At 73.5% G+C, this 19300-nt stretch carries 17 protein-coding genes and 1 pseudogene; 9 read left to right on the top strand and 9 right to left on the bottom strand.

What is annotated here, in order from left to right:
• Window positions 1-236: 236 nt before the first annotated feature.
• Complete coding sequence (locus ACF1BH_RS10880; RefSeq protein ID WP_391642085.1) at window positions 237-998, top strand: maleylpyruvate isomerase family mycothiol-dependent enzyme; 762 nt, start codon at window positions 237-239, stop codon at window positions 996-998.
• A gap of 201 nt (window positions 999-1199) precedes the next feature.
• A complete protein-coding gene (locus tag ACF1BH_RS10875) occupies window positions 1200-1802 on the top strand; it encodes a LysE family translocator (RefSeq protein WP_391642084.1) in 603 nt (200 codons plus the stop codon).
• A 35-nt stretch (window positions 1803-1837) separates the two neighbouring features.
• Here ACF1BH_RS10875 and ACF1BH_RS10870 read toward each other — a convergent pair whose 3' ends face one another.
• Window positions 1838-2596 (bottom strand): TetR/AcrR family transcriptional regulator, encoded by a 759-nt coding sequence (locus ACF1BH_RS10870; protein WP_391642083.1) that lies wholly within the window; start codon window positions 2594-2596, stop codon window positions 1838-1840.
• Window positions 2597-2795: 199 nt separating this feature from the next.
• Here ACF1BH_RS10870 and ACF1BH_RS10865 point away from each other — a divergent pair, with 199 nt between their 5' ends.
• Both ACF1BH_RS10865 and ACF1BH_RS10860 read left to right on the top strand, forming a co-directional pair.
• Complete coding sequence (locus ACF1BH_RS10865) at window positions 2796-3236, top strand: nitroreductase family deazaflavin-dependent oxidoreductase (protein ID WP_391642082.1); 441 nt, start codon at window positions 2796-2798, stop codon at window positions 3234-3236.
• 184 nt (window positions 3237-3420) lie between these two features.
• Entirely contained in the window at window positions 3421-4059 is a 639-nt protein-coding gene (locus ACF1BH_RS10860) for a class I SAM-dependent methyltransferase (RefSeq protein WP_391642081.1), read from the top strand.
• Window positions 4060-4092: 33 nt separating this feature from the next.
• Here the strand turns inward: ACF1BH_RS10860 and ACF1BH_RS10855 are convergent, their stop codons facing one another.
• Window positions 4093-5316 (bottom strand): geranylgeranyl reductase family protein, encoded by a 1224-nt coding sequence (locus tag ACF1BH_RS10855; RefSeq protein ID WP_391642080.1) that lies wholly within the window; start codon window positions 5314-5316, stop codon window positions 4093-4095.
• A 183-nt stretch (window positions 5317-5499) separates the two neighbouring features.
• Between ACF1BH_RS10855 and ACF1BH_RS10850 the strand changes: the two genes are divergently transcribed.
• Entirely contained in the window at window positions 5500-6861 is a 1362-nt protein-coding gene (locus tag ACF1BH_RS10850) for a dipeptidase (protein ID WP_391642079.1), read from the top strand.
• 83 nt (window positions 6862-6944) lie between these two features.
• On the opposite strand, the gene ACF1BH_RS10845 is transcribed toward ACF1BH_RS10850, so the two are convergent.
• Window positions 6945-7982, bottom strand: coding sequence for an NUDIX domain-containing protein (locus ACF1BH_RS10845; RefSeq protein ID WP_391642078.1), 1038 nt, complete (start codon window positions 7980-7982; stop codon window positions 6945-6947).
• A gap of 651 nt (window positions 7983-8633) precedes the next feature.
• Here ACF1BH_RS10845 and ACF1BH_RS10840 point away from each other — a divergent pair.
• Window positions 8634-9875, top strand: a pseudogene (locus ACF1BH_RS10840) (glycoside hydrolase family 27 protein); the annotation flags it as partial.
• 57 nt (window positions 9876-9932) lie between these two features.
• On the opposite strand, the gene ACF1BH_RS10835 reads toward ACF1BH_RS10840, so the two are convergent.
• Both ACF1BH_RS10835 and ACF1BH_RS10830 read right to left on the bottom strand, forming a co-directional pair.
• Window positions 9933-11756 carry a protein kinase gene (locus tag ACF1BH_RS10835; protein WP_391642204.1) on the bottom strand — a complete coding sequence of 608 codons (1824 nt, stop codon included), beginning with the start codon at window positions 11754-11756 and terminating at the stop codon, window positions 9933-9935.
• Window positions 11757-12107: 351 nt separating this feature from the next.
• Window positions 12108-13064, bottom strand: coding sequence for an ROK family protein (locus ACF1BH_RS10830; protein WP_391642077.1), 957 nt, complete (start codon window positions 13062-13064; stop codon window positions 12108-12110).
• A 140-nt stretch (window positions 13065-13204) separates the two neighbouring features.
• On the opposite strand from ACF1BH_RS10830, the gene ACF1BH_RS10825 reads away from it, so the two are divergent.
• Together ACF1BH_RS10825 and ACF1BH_RS10820 are read left to right on the top strand one after the other, a co-directional pair.
• Window positions 13205-14245 (top strand): LacI family DNA-binding transcriptional regulator, encoded by a 1041-nt coding sequence (locus ACF1BH_RS10825; RefSeq protein ID WP_391642076.1) that lies wholly within the window; start codon window positions 13205-13207, stop codon window positions 14243-14245.
• Between the two features lie 60 nt (window positions 14246-14305).
• A complete protein-coding gene (locus ACF1BH_RS10820; RefSeq protein WP_391642075.1) occupies window positions 14306-14536 on the top strand; it encodes a hypothetical protein in 231 nt (76 codons plus the stop codon).
• Window positions 14537-14578: 42 nt separating this feature from the next.
• Here the strand turns inward: ACF1BH_RS10820 and ACF1BH_RS10815 are convergent, their stop codons facing one another.
• A complete protein-coding gene (locus ACF1BH_RS10815; protein ID WP_391642074.1) occupies window positions 14579-15862 on the bottom strand; it encodes a DUF6986 family protein in 1284 nt (427 codons plus the stop codon).
• Window positions 15863-16058: 196 nt separating this feature from the next.
• Between ACF1BH_RS10815 and ACF1BH_RS10810 the strand changes: the two genes are divergently transcribed.
• Window positions 16059-16580: a DinB family protein gene (locus ACF1BH_RS10810; RefSeq protein ID WP_391642073.1), complete on the top strand. Its 522-nt coding sequence runs from the start codon at window positions 16059-16061 to the stop codon at window positions 16578-16580.
• A gap of 77 nt (window positions 16581-16657) precedes the next feature.
• Here ACF1BH_RS10810 and ACF1BH_RS10805 read toward each other — a convergent pair whose 3' ends face one another.
• From ACF1BH_RS10805 to ACF1BH_RS10795, 3 genes are all read right to left on the bottom strand, one after another.
• Window positions 16658-17620, bottom strand: coding sequence for an electron transfer flavoprotein subunit alpha/FixB family protein (locus tag ACF1BH_RS10805; RefSeq protein WP_391642072.1), 963 nt, complete (start codon window positions 17618-17620; stop codon window positions 16658-16660).
• A 72-nt stretch (window positions 17621-17692) separates the two neighbouring features.
• Complete coding sequence (locus ACF1BH_RS10800) at window positions 17693-18478, bottom strand: electron transfer flavoprotein subunit beta/FixA family protein (RefSeq protein ID WP_391642071.1); 786 nt, start codon at window positions 18476-18478, stop codon at window positions 17693-17695.
• Window positions 18479-18690: 212 nt separating this feature from the next.
• Window positions 18691-19197, bottom strand: coding sequence for a flavin reductase family protein (locus ACF1BH_RS10795; protein WP_391642070.1), 507 nt, complete (start codon window positions 19195-19197; stop codon window positions 18691-18693).
• Window positions 19198-19300: the final 103 nt, after the last annotated feature.

The raw sequence follows: 19300 nt of genomic DNA, 5'->3' as shown, positions 1-19300 counted from the left end.
GAACGGTCGCCCGCCGATCCTCGCCGGAGAGCCCCGAAGTGCGTCAACGCGCCGCCGCCGGAGGGCCGGTCACGCGCGGAGCCCCTGTGCCCTACATGCGGATATGGGCCGGGAAAACGGGTGACGGGCGGGGAAGCAGGAAACGGACGTCGGGCCCGGTCCCGGATGGTGGGATCACAGACGGACGGACGGGGGCGTCGGGTTCCGTTGTCAGTGGTGGCTGGCAGACTCGGGGCATGGAGATCACCGAATTCGTCGAAGCACTGCGGCTGGACGGAGCGCTGCTCGCCGCCGCCGCGGAGGAGGCCGGCCCCGAGGCCCCGATTCCGGCGTGTCCGGAGTGGCGGATGCGCGATCTGGTCACCCACGTGGGCCGGGTGCACCGCTGGGCCACGCGGTATGTGACCGAGGGTCTGGAGCAGCCGTCGGCACCGGAAGCCGCTCCGGACCTCGCCGACGAGGAGCTGGTGCCGTGGCTGCGCGAGGGGCATCACCGGCTGGTGGTGGCGCTGCACGAGGCACCGGATTCGCTCACCGCGTGGACGTTCCTGCCCGCCCCGTCGCCGCTCGCCTTCTGGGCCCGGCGGCAGGCGCACGAGACGGCGATCCACCGCGCCGACGCCCAGCAGGCCCTCGGCGCCACCCTCACCCCGCTGCCGCGCGCCTTCGCCGCGGACGGCATCGACGAGATACTGGCCGGGGTCCACAGCCAGAAGCGCAGCCGGGTACGCACCACGGAGCCGAAGACCCTGCGCGTGCGGGCGACGGATGCCGCCGACGCGGAGTGGACGGTCCAGCTGTCCGAGGCGCCGCCGCGCACCGTACGGACCTCCGGGGAACATGCCGGCACGGAGGCGGGCGAGCCCGCCGACCTGAGCGTCGAGGGACCCGCCGAAACGCTCTACCTCACCCTGTGGAACCGCGCACCGTGGAAGGACCTGACGGTGAAGGGCGACGAGAGCCTCGTACGGCTCTGGGAGGAGCACGGCGGGATCTGACGGGGCGCAGACCGGAGGAGAGCCGTCTCGCGCAAGCCGCGGCGGCTCGCCCCCATGGCCTGCCCGGCAAGCGGCGGGAGGCGCACACAGGCTCCCCACCACGGGCTGCTAGGTTGCGTGGCGCCGAAGGAACGCGTGTACGGGGGTTGTGCTGTGATCGGGTGGGGAGCAATAGCGGGGATCGCCGCGGTGGAGTTCGGCATGGTGCTGACGCCGGGGCCGAACATGATCTACCTGGTCTCCCGCTCGATCGCCCAGGGCCGTCGGGCAGGGCTGATCTCGCTGGCCGGGGTCTTCCTCGGCTTCCTGGTCTACCTCTTCGCGGTGTCGGCCGGTATCGCCACCGTCTTCGCGCTGGTGCCGGAGATCTACCTGGCGATCAAGCTGGCCGGGGCGGGCTACCTGCTCTGGCTGGCCTGGAAGGCCGTCCGGCCGGGCGGCCGGTCCGCCGTCGCGACCGAGGAGCTGGCGCAGGACAGGCCCCGCAAGCTCTTCCTGATGGGCTTCCTCACCTGCCTGCTCAACCCCAAGGTGGCCATCCTCTACATCTCGCTGCTGCCGCAGTTCGTCGACCCCGACCGTGGCCATGTCGGTCTGCAGGGGCTGCTGTTGGGGCTGGTCCAGATCGCGGTGGGGGTCGCGGGAAACGCGTTCTTCATCGTGACGGCCGGATCCGTCGCCGGGTTCTTCGCCCGGCACCCGCTCTGGCAGCGCCTGCACCGCTATGTGATGGGAACCGCGCTGGCGGGCTTCGCCGTCAAGATCGCCACCGAACGGACGGGCGCGGCGGTCGCCCTGCGCTGACGGCGGCGTAGCCCGCCCGGGGGCCGGCCGCCGGCTCAGGCGGCATCGCCCGGCTCGGCGACCAGCCCCACGCCCTCCGCGAGCCGTCGGGTCGCATGGGCGAAGAAGGTGTCGCGGCCCTCCACCACCCGGTGGAACTGGCCGAACAGCTCGAAGCTGATGAGGCCGAAGAGCTGCGCCCAGGTGGCGACGAGGGCCGCCATGACGGACGCGGGCAGCGCGATGTCCAGCTCCGCCATGAGGGCGCGTACATCGGCCGCCACCTCCTCGGGCAGCGGTCCGGGCGGCTCGTGGAGGACCCCGGCGGCGTGGGCGTCGCCGACGACGGCGATCAGTGCGCGGGCGACCCGTCCGGCGGGCGCCGTTGTCGTCTGCGGGGCGTGGTAGCCGGGGACGGGCGTGCCGTAGAGCAGGGCGTACTCGTGCGGATGGGCCAGCGCCCAGGCGCGGACCCCGCCACAGACGGCGACCCAGCGCTCGACGTATCCGGGCGCCGCGGCCGTCCCGCCGGGTGCGGCCGATCCGCCCGTACCGACTCCGGCCGTACCGGGGTCCGCCGCTTCCGCCGCCGCGCCGATCGCGTGGTACGCGTCGAGGATCAGGGCGGTGAGCAGCTCGTCACGGCTGGGGAAGTAGCGGTAGAGCGCGGAGGAGGCCATTCCCAGGGCGCGGGCGACCGCGCGCAGGGAGAGCTTGGCGGCGCCTTCGGCCGCGAGTTGTGTGCGGGCCTCGTCCTTGATGGCCGCGGTGATTTCGCTGCGGGCCCGTTCCCTGGCCCCTCGGATCGCCGTCATGGGAGGGAGTCTGCCATCCATCGGATCACCGCACCACAAAGCGACCGGTGAACAAAAACGAGAGCACTGCTCTTGCGTGCACGCAGCCCACTCGTGCACACTGATCTCAAGCGAGAGCAGTGCTCACATTTGTGTGATCGGGCCTGCTCTCCACACCGCGGCACTGCCGCCTCACTCCACGAACGCCCTGGAGGGCCAGATGTCCCGCTACCTCAAGCCCGGCCGCACGACCGCCCGTTTCAACGCCGCCGTCGGCTGGCTGGCCCGCCGCGGCATCAGCCTCGCGGGCGCGGCGGACCTCTCCGTCCGGGGCCGTAAGAGCGGCGCCTGGCGGCGGGTCCCCGTGAACCCGATGACGTACCAGGGCGCGCGCTATCTCGTCTCCGCGCGCGGGGAGTCCGACTGGGTGCGCAACATGCGTGCGGCCGGCGGCGGGCAGCTCCAGGTCGGCCGCCGCACCAGCGCGTTCACCGCCGTGGAGCTGTCGCCGGAGGAGACCCCGGAGCTGCTGCGGGCCTATCTGCGGCGCTGGGGCTGGGAGGTGAAGGCGTACTTCGGCGAGATCACCGCCGACTCCTCGGACGAGGCGCTGCGCGCCGCGGCCCCGCGCCACCCCGTCTTCCGCCTCACGGAGTCGTGAACCGGCCCCCGGTCGGCAGCGACGACGGACCACACCCACGGCACACGTAGCGGCAGGGCACCGGCGCACCGGCGCGATGCGGGACCGCACAGCGGACGGACCGGAACCGCCGGACAAACGCCCCTCGCCTCCGTCCAGTTGGCCCGTCGGCGGTCCGGCGGGCGAGGCCCTAAGGTTCTCGCTTGTGACCCATACCTCCGCCCACCTCGAAGCAACGGCGAGCGCCTACGGCGCCATCGCCGACCTCTACGCCGACCTCACCCGTAACGCGCTGGACGGCTTTCCGCTGGACCGCGCCGTGCTCGCCGCGTTCGCCGAACTCGTCCGGGCCGCCGGCCCCGGGCCGGTCGCCGAGCTGGGCTGCGGCCCCGGCTACCTGACCGCCCATCTGCGGGAGCTGGGGCTGGACGCCTTCGGCATCGATCTGACGCCGGCCATGATCGACCTGGCCCGCGAGGCCTATCCCGGCCTGCGGTTCGAGGTCGGTTCGATGGACGCGTTGGACATCGCCGACGGCACCCTGCGCGCCGTCGTGTCCTGGTACTCGGTCATCCACACCCCGCCCGAGGAGCTGCCCGCTTACTTCGCGGAGTTCCGGCGGGTGATCGCGCCCGGCGGCCACCTTCTGCTCGGCTTCTTCGAGGCGGAAGGCGGGCCGCTCACACCGTTCGACCACAAGGTGACGACCGCCTACCGGTGGCCGATCGACGACCTCGCGGAGCTGGCGGGGAAGGCCGGGTTCACCGAGGTGGGGCGGATGCTGCGGGAGCCGGCCGAGGGGGAACGGTTCCGCCGGGGCCATCTGCTGATGCGCCAGGGCTGACCGGTCACCGGTCAGCCCTGTACGCCCCCGGGGTCACCCCTCCCTGGCCTGCTGCCGCCGGTCCATGACGTCCAGCGCGCGGCGGGCCAGCGGGTGGCTGCGGACCAGTTCGCCGAGGGTGGTGGTGCCGCGGGTGATGTCGGCGAAGGCGTTCCAGGCGGGGCGGAAGCCGGTGAGGACGGCGTGCAGCACTCCGGGGCGGCGCGCGAAGACCGCGTGCATACGGCGGCCGACACTCATCTCGACGCCGAGTCCCGCCTTGATGGCGAAGGCGTAGTTGAGGGCCTGGCGGCGGGCGTCCACGGCGTCGTGCGCCTCGGCGACGCGGGCCGCCCACTCCCCCGCCAGCCGGCCCGAGCGCAGCGCGAAGGAGATGCCCTCCCGCGTCCACGGCTCCAGCAGACCCGCGGCGTCCCCGGCGACGAGCACCCGGCCGCGGGAGAGCGGCGAGTCGTCGGTGCGGCACCGCGTCAGATGCCCGGACGAGATCGCCGGTTCGAAGCCCGCGAGGCCGAGCCGGGCGATGAAGTCCTCCAGGTACCGCTTGGTCGCGGCGCCCTCGCCGCGGGCGGAGATCACGCCGACGGTGAGGGTGTCGCCCTTGGGGAAGACCCAGCCGTAACTGCCGGGCAGCGGGCCCCAGTCGATGAGGACCCGGCCCTTCCAGTCCTCGGCGACGGTCGGCGGCACCGGGATCTCCGCCTCCAGACCGAGGTCGACCTGGTCGAGTTTGACGCCGACGTGCGCGCCTATCCGGCTCGCGCTGCCGTCCGCGCCGACCACCGCGCGGGCGAGGATCACCTCACCGCCGGCGAGGACCACGGCGACCGTCCGGCGGTCGGGCACCTCCGCACCGTGCTGCTCGACCCGGGAGACCGCGGCGCCGGTACGGATCTCGGCGCCGGCGTCCTTGGCCGCCTTGACCAGGCCCTCGTCGAACTCGGGGCGGTTGATCAGCCCGAACAGCATGCTCTTGGAGCGCCGGGTGCGGGTCAGCTTGCCGTCGAGCGAGAAGGTCACCGCATGCACCCGGTCGCGCAGCGGCAGGATGAAGCCGGGCGGCAGGGAGTCGCGGGAGGGGCCGATGATGCCGCCGCCGCAGGTCTTGTAGCGGGGCAGTTCCGCCTTCTCCAGGAGCAGTACGCGACGCCCCGCGCACGCCGCCGCGTGTGCCGCCGAGGCGCCTGCGGGACCGGCGCCCACCACCACGACGTCCCACACCTGCTCGTTGTCCTGGGCTGCCTGCTCGCTGCTCACCGGTGCTTCTGCTCCCGTTCGAATCCTCGCTGCGCCTACCGTCCGCATCCTACGGGCCGCACTCCGCTCGAACGTCTGTGGGAAGATCGGGGCGATTCACACCCGTACCTCCGGGTCGCCCGCGGTACCCCGCCGGTCGGACCGCAGGTCCGGAACAGCTCACCGCGCCCACAAGGAGCGACCATGTCTGACAGCCCGCTGGCCCGTACCGTCGCCGCGTTGCAGCCCCGCGCCCGCACCGAACTGGCCGAGCTGGTGGCCTTCCGTTCGGTCGCGGATCCGGAGCAGTTCCCGAAGAGCGAGTGCGAGGCGGCGGCCGGCTGGATCGTCGAGGCGCTGCGGGCCGACGGTTTCCAGGACGTGGCGCTGCTGGACACCCCGGACGGTACGCAGTCGGTCTACGGCTTCCTGCCCGGCCCCGAGGGCGCGCCGACGGTGCTGCTCTACGCGCACTACGACGTGCAGCCGCCGCTGGACGAGGCCGCCTGGGACTCCCCGCCGTTCACGCTGACCGAGCGGGACGGCCGCTGGTACGGCCGCGGCGCGGCGGACTGCAAGGGCGGCGTGATCCTGCATCTGACGGCGCTGCGGGCGCTGCGGGAGCACGGCGGGGTGCCGGTGAACGTCAAGGTCATCGTGGAGGGTTCGGAGGAGCAGGGCACCGGTGGCCTGGAGCGGTACGCCGAGGCGCACCCGGAGCTGCTGACCGCGGACACCATCGTCATCGGGGACGCCGGGAACTTCCGCGTCGGCCTGCCGACGGCGACCGCGACGCTGCGCGGGATGACGCTGGTGCGGGTCTCCGTCGACACCCTGGCCGGCAATCTGCACTCCGGTCAGTTCGGCGGCGCCGCGCCCGACGCGCTGGCCGCGCTGATCCGCGTCCTGGATTCGCTCCGCGCCGAAGACGGCTCCACCACGGTGGACGGACTGGCCGCGGACGCCACCTGGCAGGGGCTGCAGTACCCGGAGGAGGAGTTCCGCAAGGACGCGAAGGTGCTGGACGGCGTCGGGCTGATCGGCGACGGCACGATCGCCGACCGGCTCTGGGCCCGGCCCGCGGTGACCGTCCTCGGCATCGACTGCCCGCCGGTCGTCGGCGCCACCCCGTCCGTCCACGCGGGCGCCCGGGCGCTGATCAGCCTGCGGGTGCCGCCGGGCACCGACGCCGCCGAGGCGACCCGGCTGCTCACCGCCCATCTGGAGAACGCCGCGCCCTGGGGCGCGCGGGTCGCCGTCGAACAGGTCGGCCAGGGCCAGGCGTTCCGCGCCGACACCGGCAGCCCGGCGTACGCGTCGATGGCCGCGGCGCTTCGGGAGGCGTACGACGGCCAGGAGATGCAGATCGCCGGGATGGGCGGCTCCATCCCGCTGTGCAACACCCTGGCCTCGCTCTACCCGGAGACGGAGATCCTGCTGATCGGGCTGAGCGAGCCCGATGCGCAGATCCACGCGGTCAACGAGAGCGTCTCGCCCGAGGAGCTGGAGCGGCTGTCGCTCGCCGAGGCGCTGTTCCTTCAGCGGTACGCGGCCGAGCGGAGCTGACGACCGGAGCGACGGTGTGTCCACCGGGCGTCCGCGAGCGGTGCGGACGCCCGGGGCGGCGCGACCGGGCATTCCCGGCGCGTTCATCCGCCCGCCGGAACGCCCCGCTCCAGAAGCATCGGGCAGCCGCGCTCGCGGGCCCGCAGCGCCCAGCGCAGCCGGCGGAAGCGGACCGGCGGCAGCAGGTGTTCCGCCTCGGTCTCGGTGACGAAGCGCCACTGCCGCAGCTCGGCGCCGGGCAGCCGCAGGTCACGGGTCTGCTCGGCGGTGAGCCGGCCGCCGTCGAACAGCAGCCGCAGCCCGCCGAACCCAGGCGGTTCGGGCGCCTCCCAGTCCAGGACCAGCAGGCGCGGGGTGCGCGGCAGTCGGAGCGCCAGCTCCTCCACGACCTCGCGGAGTCCGGCCTGGGTGGGCGGTTCGCCGTGCTCTACGATGCCGCCGGGGAACTCCCAGCCCGGTTTGTAGGTGGGGTCGACGAGAAGGACACGGTCGGCGTCGTCGAAGAGCAGGACCCCGGCGGCGAGGGTTTCGGCGGTGGGCTCCGGGGTCTGCACGATGCCGCAGTCGGCGGTGCCGGAGCGCACCGCCTCGGCTATCTCCTCCGCGGCCCGCCGGGGCGTCAGCCGCCCGGTGTCCACCGTGTACGCGTCGTCCTTGAGCCAGCTCAGCGCCTCGGCGTACGAGGTGAGGGCGTCCAGGCCCCAGCGGCGGACCTGCGCCGCGCTCGCCGCGTCGGCGGCGGTTTCCTCACGGTGCGCGATTCGCTCTCGCAGGATCGTTTCCTCCGCATCCAGGAGAAAATGCCGGACCGGAATGCGGCGGGCGGCGAGCGCGCCGAAGATTTCGTCGCGGTATTCCTGACGCAACAACGTCATCGGGGTCACCAAGGGGCCGGGGACCTCGGTCAGCAGCGCCGCCGCGGTGTCCACGACCAACCGGCGCCAGGCGGGCAGGTCCTGGAGGTCGTCGATTTCCTCCAGGCGCTTGGCGGGCAGCATCATCCGCAGGCCCTGACCGAGGAGTTCGGGGTCGTAGAGCGTGCTCCCCGGAAGCAGGTCGAGCAATTCCTGCGCCGCTGTGGTCTTGCCCGCACCGAACGTGCCGTTCAGCCAGACGATCACGGTGTCCCCTCTTCTCCGGAACCAGGTGAGTTGCCCGCACCAGCCTGCCACGGAAAACGCTCGAATCCACGGGCCGCGCGCACAGCCGCGGACGGTGCACCGCGCGGCGGCGACGTGGACACGGGGCGCCGCGCGGGCCCTGTGCACGCGCCGGTCGCACCATGCGCCACGGTGGGGACACCACCTCGTATCCCGCCCGCGAAGCCCTCGGCAACAAAGCGCTCCCCAGCGCTTCTCGGGCCGAAACCCCCGCCCGCGCACGGGCCCGGGGAACCTCGGCATCCGCATATGACGGCGGCCCATCGCACCGGTAACACGCGAAACGGCTCTCCCGGGCGGCCCCTTCGTCGCCTGTGACGGAAAGGGAAATCCGGGTCATCTCGGGCTTCCTGCGCCGCCGCCCCAGGGCGCGGCCGACGCCCCGGCCGGACGCCCCTGCCCGCCCCGCGAATCACACACGAACGAACGCATCCGCGCAGAGGTGAGAGGGGGTGCGACACCTGTCACCGCCAATTCGCCGGAAATACAGGCAGTTCGCGGCCTCGCTACGGCGTTACGCGCCTCTTCCAACAGAGTTCAACAGGCTCTACCGTCACTTCACACGAGCGACCGGTCCATCCCCATCCATCCCCCGAGGACGGAGACCTGTTCATGCGTCAGCTCCTGCGCTTCCCCGCCGGCCCGCGAGGGCGGCACGCCGCGCTCGGCGCGCTGGCCGCCGCGCTGCTCTGCGTCACCGCGGCAGCCGCCCCGCCGACCGGCGCCCGGAATCCCGCCGCGCCCGCCGCCGGCACGGTGGCGGACGGGCTCGCCGCCACTCCCCCGATGGGATTCAACAACTGGAATTCCACCCACTGCGGCCTGGGATTCAACGAGAAAATGGTCAAGGAGATCGCCGACCTCTTCCTCGACAAAGGGATGAAGGACGCCGGATACACCTACGTCAATCTCGACGACTGCTGGGCGATGCCCACTCGCGATCCGAACGGAAAACTCGTCCCGGATCCGATCCGTTTTCCGCACGGCGTCAAAGCGGTCGCCGACTACGTCCACGCCAAGGGGCTGAAGTTCGGCATCTACACCAGCGCGGGCACCAAGACCTGCAGCGACATCGGATTTCCCGGGGCGCTGGGCCATGAGAAATCCGACGCGCAGCAGTTCGCCGACTGGGGCGTGGACTATCTCAAGTACGACAACTGCAACAACCAGGGCGTGGACGCCCGGCAGCGCTACACCGCCATGCGCGACGCACTGCGCGCCACCGGCCGCCCGATCACGTACAGCATCTGCGAATGGGGCGAGAACAAGCCCTGGGAATGGGCCGCCGAGTTGGGGCAGTCGTGGCGGACCACCGGGGACATCAGCGACAACTGGTCGAGCATGCTCAGCATCATGCAGAAGAATCTGCCGCTCGCCCCGTACGCCGGTCCCGGGCACTGGAACGACCCGGACATGCTGGAGGTCGGCAACGGCGGGATGACGGACACCGAGTACCGCAGCCACTTCACGCTCTGGGCCATGATGGCCGCACCACTGCTCATCGGCACCGATCTGCGCACCGCCTCGCCGCAGACGTACGACATCCTGCGGAACAAGGACGTCATCGCCCTCGACCAGGATCCGCTGGGGCGCCAGGCGACCGTGCTGAGCAGCGACGACGGGCGGTGGACGCTGGTCAAGGAGTTGGCCGGCGGGGACCGGGCCATCGCGCTGTTCAACGCGAACGACAGCGAGCAGCAGATCACCACCAGCGCGACCGACGCCGGACTGCCCGCGGCGCGCGGCTACCGGCTGCGGGACCTGTGGCAGCGCACCGACCGGCACACCACCGGCGAGATCACCGTGACGGTGCCCGCACACGCCACCGTCGTCTACCGGGTGACGCCGGAGCAGGGCGCCTGACCCCGCACGCCTCGTGCCGGGCGGCGGACCCGCCCGGCACCGCGGCGGTCAGCAGACCGGCAGCCCCGGAATCGGCTGGTCGTTGGCGCCCCCCTTGAGGTAGACGACGCTGACGTAGACGTCGGTGTTGCCGCTGTCGTCATCCGTCCTGGCCCACCAGACGTTGGTCCACCGGCCGTCGGTCTCCCGGCGGCCCAGGTTCGCCTGGCAGTAGAAGTAGTTGGTACCGCCGTTGACCACACCGACCTTCTGACCGGAGGCGGTGTACGAATCGGCGGTCCGCCACACCACGCAGTTGGTCTTCCCGGCACCCCCGGGGGTGCATGACGTCTCCGGCGGCGGGGTGCTGCCGCCGCCGGTCGGGGCACCGGATCCGCCGCCCGCGCCCCCTCCGTGGTGGCCGCCGCCGGTGCTCGGACCGTCCGCCGGGGAGGAGGCGGCGTCGGACGGCTCGTCCGTCCGCGACGGCTCTCCGCCCGGGCTCTCGCCGGCGTCGTCCCCCTTGCCGGTGTCCGTGCCGCCGTCCTTGTCCCTGCTGCTCGCGTCCGGGGAGACCGGCGCCCCGGACCGCGTGGCGCGGCTGGCGTCGCCGTCGACCGGCGCGGCCGAACCACCGCGTGCGGAGGGCTCGCCCCTGTTGCCGACCAGCAGGTAGGTGAGGCCGCCGCCGGTGGCGAGGACCACCAGCACGGCGGCGACGGCGAGCGCGATCCGCCCGCCGCGGCGCGGGCGCGGCAGCGGCGCGGTGTCGCCCGCGCCACGGGACGCCGCCACCGCGCCGACCACCGCGGTCGGCTGGTCGTGCAGCGGCTCCGGACCACCGGGCGGCGTCCGCCCGGCGGAGCCGGCCGTGCCCGGGCCGGAGAGCCAACCGGTGGGCGCACCCGAGGCGTTGCCGCCGGTGGCCGCCGCCCCGAAGGGCTGCGGCGGCGGGGGCGGGCCGACCGGCTTGATGTCGGTGGCGGTCGGCAGATGCGGTGCGCCGGGCACCGGCATCGCCTCCGGGTCACGTCCGTCGGCGACCGCCTGGAGCATCTCCCGGGCGCGCGCCGCGTCCGGCCGGTCCGCCGGGCTCTTCGCCATCAGCGCGTGCAGAACGGGCGCGAGCGGTCCGGCGCGCCGCGGCTCGGGGAGCGGTTCGGTGACGATCGCGGTCAGCGTGGAGTACACCGACGTCCGGCGGAACGGCGCGGTGCCGCCCTCGACCGCCGCGTACAGCGTCATACCGAGCGACCAGATGTCGGACGCCGGGCTCGGGCCCATGCCCTGGGCGCGCTCGGGCGGGAGGTAGTCGAGCGAGCCGACCAGTTCGCCGCTGCGGGTGATGTGGGTCTCGGCACCGTCGCCGGGCGCCTCGATGCTGGCGATGCCGAAGTCGGTGAGGACCACCCGGCCGCTGCTGTCCAGCAGGACGTTGCCGGGCTTCACGTCGCGGTGCAGCACCCCGGCGCGGTGCGCGGCGTCCAGCGCGTCCATCACCCGGGCACCGATCGCGGCCATCTCGCGCGGCTCGATGCCGCCCCGGCGCCCGACCGCGTCGTCCAACGAGGGCCCGTCCACCAGCTCCATCACGATGACCGGGCGGCCGCCCTCGTCGATGACGTCATGGACGGTGATCACGCCGGAGTGCCGGATCCGGGCCGCGGCGCGCGCCTCACGCTGCATCCGGGTGCGCAGATCGGCCAGCTCCGGCGCCGAGGCGTCGGTGTAGGCGCGCAGTACCTTGACGGCGACCTCGCGGCCCAGCACCTCGTCCACGGCGCGGCAGACCACGCCCATACCGCCGCGGCCGATCCGGCCGGTGACGCGGTAGCGGCCGCCGAGCAGACGGCCCGTCAGATCGTCGTCGGCCCGGGTGCCGGAGGCGCCCACCCGCGGTCCGGCGTCCGGGGCCGGCGGCCCCGCCGTCACCTCGTCCGGCCCGGCGGCACCCGCCCCGCCCGCGCCGTTGCCCTCGTCCGCCCCGCGCTGTCCGCGCTCCCCCGAAGCCACGTCGTCGTTCCTCCCGCTGCCCGACGTCGCCGTCGGCCGTCTCCCTGCCCGCCTCTTCCGACGTGCACCAGGGTAAGGCGCCGGATGCGTGCCGGGGACGCCCCGGGGCGGCGAATCGTCCGCCGGAACGGTGCGGTTCGCGGCGTCCGGAGCGTACGTCCGCACACGGAAGGGCCACCCGGTGCCGGGCATACCGGTGCGATCCGGGCGATCCGGCAGCTGGACGGGGCGTCAGAATGCCGCGGCGAAGGTGTCGAGGCGGGACTGGTGTGCGGCGGCCGCGGCCGCGCCGACCAGGCCGGCGTCGGTGCCCGTCTCGGCGGGGACGACGGTCAGCCCGGAGACGAAGGAGAGCGTCGCGTACTCCCCGAGCGCCCGGCGCAGCGGCGCGAACAGCACCTCACCGGCGCCCGCCACCCCGCCGCCGACGACGGCGAGTTCGATCTCCACGAGCGCCGCGGTGGCGGCGATCCCGGCGGCCAGCGCCTGCGCGGCCCGTTCGAAGGAGCGCCGGGCGACGGGGTCACCGGCGCGCGCCGCGGCCGCCACCGCCGCCGCTCCGTCCTCGCCGCCGGGCCCGGGCCGCCAGCCGTTCGCCAGGGCGCGGCGGGCGATGTTCGGGCCGCTGGCGATGCGCTCCACGCAGCCACGGGCGCCGCACGGACAGCGGTCCCCGTCGAGGTCGACGCTGATGTGACCGATGTGCCCGGCGTTCCCGGTGGGTCCGGGGTGCGGACGGCCGCCCAGGATCAGGCCGCCGCCGACGCCCGTGGAGACCACCATGCACAGCGCGTTGGCCCGGCCTCGCGCCGCGCCCTGCCAGTGCTCGGCCGCCGCCATCGCCACACCGTCGCCCATCAGCACGACGGGGAGCTCGCCGGTGAGCGCCCGGACGCCCGCGACCAGCGGGAAGCCGCGCCAGCCGGGGATGTTGACGGGGCTGACCGTACCGGCCGCCGCGTCCACCGGACCGGCGCTGCCGATGCCGACCGCGCCCACCCGCGCCCACTGGGGCGCCGCGGTCAACTCGCCGACCACGGCGGCCACCGCGCGCATCACCGTGGCCGCGTCCCGGTCGGCCGGGGTGGGCCGGGAGGCGCGTACGAGGAGTCTGCCGCGCCCGTCCACCAGCGCTCCGGCGATCTTGGTGCCGCCGATGTCCAGCGCTGCGCTGAGGTCCTTCTGCATCGGTGTCGGTTCTCCTGGTGGACGCGGGGACCGACGGCGCCGGTCCGGTGACGAGGAGGTCAGTCTCACCCCAGGTGACAACGTTGTCCAGCGACTATGCTCGGCGGAACACGCCAGCCGCAGCCGAGGGGACCCCGCACGTGACCGACACCGCCCGGGGCAGCTCCCGCCGCTACGGCACCCGCCCCACCATGAAGGATGTCGCGGCCCGCGCCGGGGTGGGGCTCAAGACCGTCTCCCGGGTGGTCAACGGCGAGCCGGGGGTCACCCCGGACACCGAGAGGCGCGTCCAGGAGGCCATCACCGCCCTCGGCTTCCGGCGCAACGACTCCGCCCGGATCCTGCGCAAGGGCCGCACCGCCAGCGTCGGACTGGTCCTGGAGGATCTCGCCGACCCCTTCTACGGTCCGCTCAGCCGCGCCGTGGAGGAGGTCGCCCGCCGCCACGGCGCACTGCTGATCAACGGCTCCAGCGCCGAGGACCCGGCCCGGGAGCAGGAGTTGGTGCTGGCGCTGTGTGCGCGGCGGGTCGACGGCCTGGTGGTGATCCCGGCCGGCGACGACCACCGCTATCTCGCACCGGAGCTCGCCGCGGGCGTCGCCACCGTCTTCGTGGACCGTCCGGCCGGGCGGATCGAGGCGGACACCGTGCTGTCGGACAGCTTCGGCGGCTCGCGGGACGCGGTCGCCCATCTCATCGCGCACGGCCACCGCCGGATCGGCTTCATCGGCGACCGGCCGCGTATCCACACCGCGAAGGAGCGGCTGCGCGGCTACCGCACCGCGATGGGCGCCGCCGGGCTGCCGGTGGACGGTGCCTGGGTCTCGCTCGGCACCACCGAACCGGAGCGGGTGCACACCGCGGCGCGCGCGATGCTGGACGCGCCGGAGCCGGTCACCGCGCTGTTCGCCGGGAACAACCGCGTCACCGTCACCCTCGTACGCGTACTGCGGCAGCGCACCGCGCCGGTCGCGCTGGTGGGGTTCGACGACTTCGAGCTGGCCGATCTGGTGAGCCCGGCGGTCACCGTCGTCGCGCAGGACCCGGCCCGGATGGGGCGGACCGCCGCCGGGCTCCTCTTCCGCCGCCTGGAGGGCGCCGACGAGCCGCCGCGCCGGGAGGAGATCCCGACCCGGCTGATCGCCCGCGGCTCGGGCGAGATTCGGCCGGGGCGGGGCTGACTCCGCCCGGCCGTCCCCGTCCGGGAGGCCGCGGCCCTTCGCGCCGGCTCACCGACACGGATGTCAGAGTTCGGCGTCGCCGGCATGGCCACCTCGTCCGCACGTCCCGTTCCCCGCCTCGACGTCGCCGTACAGGGCAACGGCCCCGCGCTGCTGCTCACCCACGGCGCCGGAGGGGGCATCGAGGCCGACTTCGGTCCGTCCTCGACGGCCTCGCCCGCGACCACACGCTCGTCGGCCCCCATCACCCCGGCTCCGGCGGCACCCCGGTCGCGGCCCGCCGAAGGGTGAGCGGGGCGGGCCGCCGCTCCCCGGTGGCGGCGGCCCGCCGTCTCACGCCTCGCGGACCGGGCGCCCCGCGAGAGCGTCCAGTTCGACGCGGGTGAGTCCGGTGAGCCGGGCGACCTCGGCGATGTCGAGGGCGCCGCAGTCCAGGCCGCGCAGCAGGTAGGAGCTGAGCGCCTTGGCGGTGGCGGGTTCGTCCATGACCGCGCCGCCGGCCTTGCCGACGTAGGCGGCGAGCCGGACCGCGGCCTGCTCCAGGCCCTCGCGGTAGAAGGCGTAGACCGCGGCGTAGCGGGTCGGGAGGTGTCCGGGGTGCATGTCCCAGCCCTGGTAGTAGGCGCGGGCGAGGGAGCGGCGGACCAGTCCGTGGTGGAGGCGCCAGGCGGCGTGGACCTGTTCGGTGGTGCCGACGGGCAGGACGTTGGTCGAGCCGTCGGAGAGGCGGACGCCCGTTCCGGCGGCGGCGACCTGCATGACGGCCTTGGCGTGGTCGGCGACCGGGTGGTCCAGGGACTGGTGGGCGGCGCTGACGCCGCAGGAGGCGCTGTAGTCGAAGGTGCCGTAGTGGAGCGAGGTGGCGCGGCCCTCGGCGGCCTCGATCATGCGGGCGACGGTGGCCCGGCCGTCGGCGCCGAGGATGGACTGGGTGGTCTCGATCTGGATCTCGAAGCCGATCCGGCCGCTCGCCAGCCCGTGTGCCTTCTCGAACGCCTCCAGGAGCCGGACCATCGCGGTGACCTGCTCGGCGTAGGTCACCTTGGGCAGCGTGAGGACCAGGCCCTCGGGCAGGCCGCCGGCGTTCATCAGGCCGGTGAGGAAGATGTCGAGGGTGCGGATGCCGCGGTCGCGGACGGCGGCCTCCATGCACTTCATCCGGATGCCCGTGTAGGGGGCGGCGCTGCCGTCGCGGTACGCGGCGGCGACGAGGGCGGCGGCGCGGGCGGCGGTCTCGTCCTCCTCGGCGTCGGGCCGGGGTCCGTAGCCGTCCTCGAAGTCGATGCGGAGGTCCTCGACCGGCTCGCGGGTCAGCTTCTCGCGGACGCGGTCGTGGACGGGTCCGGCGAGGTCGTCGGGGATGCCGAGGACGCGGGCGAGCGCGGCGGCGTCCGGTGCGTGCGCGTCGAGGGCGGCCAGCGCCTCGTCGCCCCAGTTCCGCAGGGTGGTGGCGGTGAAGGCGTCACCGGGGACGTAGACGGTGTGGACCGGCTGGCGGGTACCGGGGTCGCCCGGGTACCGGCGGGCGAGGTCCGCGTCGACATCGGCGAGGGAGGCCCCGATGCCCTCACGTACGGTGTCCGCAAGGCTGGTCGCCACGGTCTCCTGCTGCCCCATTCCGACATCCTCCCGAGGATTACGCGCCATACGCGAGCCTTCCGCGTAACGGAATCAACAATCCGTATAGCGAAGCTAACCGCGGCGCACGGCAAGGTCAACACCTCTTTGCGACGGGGCGGACCGCCGCGGTCCGGCGGCCCATGCCCCCGCAAAGTGCCTGGCACCCCGTGGCGCGGCCCGGCAGACTCACCCCATGACGACTTGGATCGCCCCCACCGTGGAACGCCGCCCGATGCCCGCCGCCGTCGGTGAGCGCGAGATGCTGCAGGGCTGGCTCGACTGGCACCGCGACACCCTGCTGACCAAATGCGCGGGCCTGAGCGGCGAGCAGCTGACGCTGCGCAGCGCGGCGCCCTCCACGCTCAGCCTCCTCGGGCTGGTACGCCACCTCACCGACGTCGAACGCGCCTGGTTCCGGCAGCGCTTCAACCGCGAGCTGCTCCCCTCGGTCCACATCACGGACGAGAACATCGACGCCGACCACGACGACGGCACCGCCGGGAGCGCCGAGGCCGACCTCGCCGCGTTCCGCGCGGAGACCGCGGCGTGCGATGCGGCGGTGGCGGACCGCGGCCTCGACGAGACCTTCGCCGCCCCGCGCGGCCGGGAGCTCAACCTGCGCTGGATATACACCCACCTCATCGAGGAGTACGCCCGGCACAACGGCCACGCGGACCTGCTGCGGGAGCGGATCGACGGCACCACCGGCGACTGACCGCACGGCGAAGGCCCCGTACGCGCGGTGCGTACGGGGCCTTCGCCGTGGGCGCGGACCGGCCGGCCCGGATCGGCTCAGCCCTTGCGGGTCTTGACCTCTTCGGTCAGCGCCGGGACGACGTCGAAGAGGTCGCCGACGACGCCGTAGTCGACCAGGTCGAAGATCGGGGCCTCGGCGTCCTTGTTGATGGCGACGATCGTCTTCGAGGTCTGCATACCGGCGCGGTGCTGGATCGCGCCGGAGATACCGGCGGCGATGTACAGCTGCGGCGAGACCGACTTACCGGTCTGGCCGACCTGGTTGGTGTGCGGGTACCAACCGGCGTCGACGGCGGCACGCGAGGCACCGACGGCGGCACCGAGCGAGTCCGCCAGCGCCTCGATGACCGGGAAGTTCTCGGCGCCGTTGACGCCGCGGCCACCGGAGACCACGATCGCGGCCTCGGTCAGCTCCGGACGGCCGGTCGACTCACGCGGGGTGCGCGAGACGATCTTGGTGCCCTTGGAGGAGTCGGCGACGGTCACGGCGAGCTGCTCGACCGTACCCGCGGCCGGAGCGGCCTCGGGCGCGGCGGAGTTGGGCTTGACGGTGATGACCGGGGTGCCGGTGGTGACACGCGACTTGGTGGTGTACGAGGCCGCGAAGACGGACTGGGTGGCCACCGGGCCCTCGTCGCCGGCCTCCAGGTCGACGGCGTCGGTGATGATGCCGGAGCCGATGCGGACCGCGAGGCGCGCGCCGATCTCCTTGCCCTCGGCGGAGGACGGCAGCAGCACTGCGGCCGGGGACACGGCCTCGTAGGCGGCCTGGAGCGCGTCGACCTTGGGGGCGACGAGGTACTCGGCGAACTCGGGGGCGTCGGCGGCCAGCACCTTCACCGCGCCGTGCTCGGCGAGGGTGGCGGCGGCGGTCTCCGCGCCGGCGCCGAGGTGGACGGCGACGGGCTCGCCGATGCGGCGGGCCAGGGTCAGCAGTTCAAGGGTGGGCTTGCGGACGGCGCCGTCCACGTGGTCGACGTAGACAAGGACTTCAGCCATGGGGTGACTCTCCTGCGGGAAGAATGAGGGCGGTTGCGGGGCGGCCGGGGTGCGAGGCCCCGGCCGAGGGCCTCAGATGAACTTCTGGCCCGCGAGGAACTCGGCGAGCTGCTTGCCGCCCTCGCCCTCGTCCGTGACGATCGTGCCGGCCGTACGGGCCGGGCGCTCCGCGGCGCCGTCGACCGTGGTCCAGGCGCCCTCCAGGCCGACCTCGTCCGCGTCGATGTCGAGGTCGTCCAGCTCCCAGGACTCCACCGGCTTCTTCTTGGCGGCCATGATGCCCTTGAAGGAGGGGTAACGCGCCTCGCCGGACTGGTCGGTGACGGACACGACGGCCGGGAGCGACGCCTCCAGCTGCTCGCTGGCGGTGTCGCCGTCACGGCGGCCGGTCACCTTGCCGCCGTCGACCGCCACCTCGGAGAGCTGGGTGACCTGCGGGACGTTCAGCCGCTCGGCGAGCAGGGCAGGCAGCACGCCCATCGTGCCGTCGGTGGAGGCCATACCGCAGACGACCAGGTCGTAGCCGGCCTTCTCGATGGCCTTGGCGAGCACGAGGGAGGTGCCCAGCGCGTCGGTGCCGTGCAGGTCGTCGTCCTCGACGTGGATGCCCTTGTCGGCGCCCATCGACAGCGCCTTGCGCAGCGCGTCGTTGGCGTCCTCGGGGCCGACGGTCAGGACCGTGACCTCGGCGTCGTCGGCCGCCTCCTTGATCTGCAGGGCCTGCTCGACGGCGTACTCGTCCAGCTCCGAGAGGAGGCCGTCCACGTCGTCGCGGTCGACGGTCAGGTCCTCGGCGAAGTGCCGGTCGCCGGTGGCGTCGGGCACGTACTTCACACAGACAACGATCCTCAAGCTCACGCCGGCTCTCCTACCTGCTTCGTCTCTTCAGAACTGCCTTGTGCTGGCAGCATAGGCGCCTGTGGGGGCGGCTCCGGGTCGGTTCGGGTTCCCCGCGCCGACCCCGATATTACTCACCAGTACATACAGTGTCGTCCCCGGAATCAAGGCCGCTGAACTGTGACCTACCCAACGGCCCCGACCCGGGGATGACGAAGCGTTACGGGAACCCGTCAGTCGCGCAGCGCGTTGAAGCGTCCCTGGTGGTACAGGAGCGGACGGCCCGGTCCCGCCGGATCGCCGAGGAGCGGCTGGGCGAGGACGATGCGGTGGTCACCGGCGGGGACGCGGGCGACGACCCGGCACACCAGCCAGGCGAGGACGCCGTCGAGCAGCGGTACGCCCTCCGGGCCGGTGCGCCAGGAGGTGCCGGGGCCGAAGCGGTCGGCGCCGCTGCGGGCGAAGGTGGCGGCCAGCTCCTGCTGATGCTCGCCGAGTATGTGCACGCCCAGGTGGTCCGTCGCGGCGAGCGCGGGCCAGGAGGAGGCGGTGGTGGCGACGCCGAAGGAGAGCAGCGGCGGTTCGGCGGCGACGGAGGTCAGGGAGGTCGCCGTGAAACCGACGGGGCGCTCGCCCCGCGCGGTGATCACCGCGACGCCCGCGGCGTGCTGCCGGAAGACGGAGCGCAGGAGTTCGGGGGAGGCGGTGCGGGGCGTGCCGAGATCGGGCGATGCCGTCATGGAATTGTCCTTCTGCTGAGGTCTACGAGCCGTGGCAGGGCCGCCGGCCGCCCTGGCGGAACCGGCAGCGGTGGTGTCGTCGCTGCTCACGCGCCCGGACAGC

Source organism: Streptomyces sp. NPDC014733, assembly GCF_043083385.1.
Lineage (GTDB): Bacteria > Actinomycetota > Actinomycetes > Streptomycetales > Streptomycetaceae > Streptomyces.
Note: the sequence above shows the minus strand (reverse complement) of the source record. Positions and strands in the feature narration are given on the sequence as shown.